Annotated in this window: 1 protein-coding gene; it reads left to right on the plus strand. The window is 72.1% G+C overall.

Annotated features, from left to right (window positions below):
* Positions 1-2,204: condensation domain-containing protein (locus CK485_RS29880; protein WP_241968662.1), on the plus strand; the 2,204-nt coding region annotated here is incomplete at both ends.

Here is a 2,204-nt window from a genome sequence, read left to right on the forward strand (position 1 = left end):
GTCGCCCAAGTGGGCATGGACGACGACTTCTTCCGGCTCGGTGGGCACTCCCTGCTGGCGACCCGCCTGGTCAGCCGCGCCCGCACCGCACTCGACGTCGAGCTGGAGGTGCGCACCCTCTTCCGGCATCCGACCGTCGCCAAGCTCGCGGCGGCTTTGGACTCCGTGGACTCGGCGCGTCCCCCGCTTTCCCGTGAAGCGCGCCCGGAGGCGCTGCCGTCGTCGTACGCGCAGCAACGGCTGTGGTTCCTCGGGCGCCTCGAAGGCCCGAACGCCACGTACAACATCCCGCTCGTCCTGCGCCTCGACGGTGACCTCGACACCGGGGCGTTGCAGGCCGCGCTCACCGACGTGGTCGTACGGCATGAGAGCCTGCGTACCGTCTTCGTGGCGCGGGACGGAGAGCCGTTCCAGTGTGTGCTGGGCGAGGACCGCGCGGGCGAGTTGGCCCGTATTCGCTGTGAGGCGGCGCCGGCCGGGGCGGACGCCGAGGCGGCCGAACGCTGGGCGCAGGAGTCGGTACGCGACGCGGCGGCCGAACCGTTCGACCTGGATCACGATCCCGCTGTCAAGGTGCGGTTGCTCCGGCTGGACGCCCGCACTCACGTGCTGGTGCTGACTTTGCATCACATTGCCGCCGATGGCTGGTCGCTGGCCCCGCTCGCCCGCGACCTGGGCACCGCCTACCGTGCACGGGTCGCCGACCGTACGCCGGACTGGGAACCGCTGCCCGTCCAGTACGCCGACTACACGTTGTGGCAGCGCCGGACCTTGGGTGAGCCGGATCGGCCCGAGAGCCTGGTGTCGCGGCAACTCGGCTTCTGGCGCGACGCCCTGGCGGGAATGCCGGAGGCCGTTGACCTGCCGCTGGACCACCCCCGCCCGGCCGCGCCCACCCATGCCGGGGGCACCGTCCCCTTCCGGCTGTCCCCCGAGGCACACCGGGAGGTGACGACGCTGGCCCGTGCCCGCGGCTGCACGGTCTTCATGGTGTTGCAGGGCGCGCTGGCCGTGCTGCTGGCGCGGCACGGGGCGGGGGAGGACATCCCGCTCGGAACGGCGGTCGCGGGACGGGCCGACGAGGCGCTGGACGATCTGATCGGCTTCTTCGTCAACACCCTCGTCCTGCGTACCGACCTGTCCGGCGACCCCACCTTCAGCGAACTCCTCGATCGGGTGAGGGACTTCGACCTCGGCGCCTACGCCAACGCCGACCTGCCGTTCGAACGGCTCGTCGAGGAACTCAACCCGGTGCGATCGCGGGACGGCCATCCGCTCTTCCAGGTCATGCTGGTGCTCCAGAACCAGGCAGCCGCCCTCGCGGACCTGCCGGGCCTCACGGTGACCGAACGGGCGGTGCACACCGGTGTCAGCAAGTTCGACCTTACGTTCTCGCTCACCGAAACCCATGACGAGGCCGGACGGCCGGCAGGGGTCGAGGGCTACGTGGAGTTCGCCTCCGACATCTTCACCCCGGAGACGGCACGCACGCTCTCGGACCGGCTCGCCCGACTCCTCGGCTCTCTCGCCGCCGACCCCGGCCAACGGGTCGGCGAAGTACCGGTGCTGACTGCCGAGGAACGCGCCTGGGCGCTCGACGCGGGCCGGGGCGAGGTGCGCGCCGTGCCCGAGGGGACGTTGCCCGAGCTGTTCGACGCGCAGGCGGCCCGTACGCCCGACGCCCCGGCGGTGCGCGACGCCACGGGCGTGCTGACGTACCGTCAACTCCTCGGCCGAGCGGACGGTCTCGCGCGCCTCCTCAGGGAACGGGGAGTGCGCCGCGGCGATCTCGTCGCGCTGTCGGCGCCCCGGGCCGCCGCGATGGTGATCGCGATGCTCGGCGTGGTCAAGGCGGGCGCCGCGTACATGCCGGTCGATCCCGACTACCCGGCCGCCCGCATCACGTCCCTGCTGGACGACGCCAGGCCCAGGGTGCTCCTCACCAGCGACGGCGTACGGGAGCGGTTGCCCGCGACCGACGTACCGGTCGTGACGCTGGACGAGGTGTGCGCAGACGGGGAGCCGGACGTGACCACGGACGCAGACCGCCCGGACGGCACCGCGGACGTCGGCACGCATGCGGCCCTGTCCGCCTGCGACCCGGCCTACGTGATCTACACCTCCGGTTCCACCGGGAAGCCGAAGGGCGTGGTCATCAGCCACGGCGCCGCCGTCCACCACATGGCCTGGATGGCCGACCACCT

Source organism: Streptomyces sp. ICBB 8177 (genome assembly GCF_003144095.1).
In the GTDB taxonomy this organism is placed as follows: domain Bacteria; phylum Actinomycetota; class Actinomycetes; order Streptomycetales; family Streptomycetaceae; genus Streptantibioticus_D.